1 protein-coding gene is annotated in these 655 nt (G+C 68.2%); it reads right to left on the bottom strand.

Annotation, left to right across the window (positions count from 1 at the left end; translation table 11 throughout):
- A partial coding sequence (locus ABFX45_RS46240) for a hypothetical protein (RefSeq protein WP_346137436.1) occupies positions 1–421 on the bottom strand: 421 nt, incomplete at its 3' end.
- Between the last annotated feature and the right edge of the window lie 234 nt (positions 422–655).

The raw sequence follows: 655 nt of genomic DNA, 5'->3' as shown, positions 1-655 counted from the left end.
CTTTCGGCACGGTGGGTTCCGGCGCGGCTCCCAGCAGCTTTGCCACCGACAGGGCGAGGACGCGTTTGCGTCCCGCGGAGAAGTGCTGGACGGTCGCGAGATGCCCGGTGACCGCCGCGCTGTCGGCGCCACCACCGTCCAGCGCCCAACGGGCGACCAACTGCTGCTCGAAGTCGCGGCGGCCCGCCGGCCGTGCGGCCCAGTGCAGATAGTCGACAAGGGCCTCACAGCTGGGCGTGCGCACACCCTCGAGCTGGAACAGCCGCAGTGTCAACGCGCTTTCCAAGGCGCTGCTCATGCAGGTTCCGGGCACCAGCCCGTCCTCGGTCTGGTCGAGGATCCGGCCGGCCAGCCGTCGGCGCGCTACGGCCACGAGCCGGTCTGCGGGTCCGTCCGCGTACAAGTTCGTGGACAGGTGCATGCCAAAGTCCCGTCTGTCAGCCGCGTCAGCGGCGGGCCATCTTGGTTCTGAGGCACGGCAGCCACTTGCTACTGAGCTGCCGCTTCGGCGTCCAGAAGTGAATGCCGGAGCAATGCTTGAGACCTGTGGATCGGCCGGTGAGGGGCGTACCTTCCCGGTGATCGAGTAGCTGATCTCAAGCAGGCCGACGTTGGCGCGTCGGTCGGGAAGGCACGCCCATGCTCACCGTAGTCC

Source organism: Lentzea roselyniae (assembly GCF_039537795.1).
Classification (GTDB): Bacteria; Actinomycetota; Actinomycetes; order Mycobacteriales; family Pseudonocardiaceae; genus Lentzea; species Lentzea atacamensis.
This window is presented reverse-complemented; position numbering and strand designations above follow the sequence as displayed.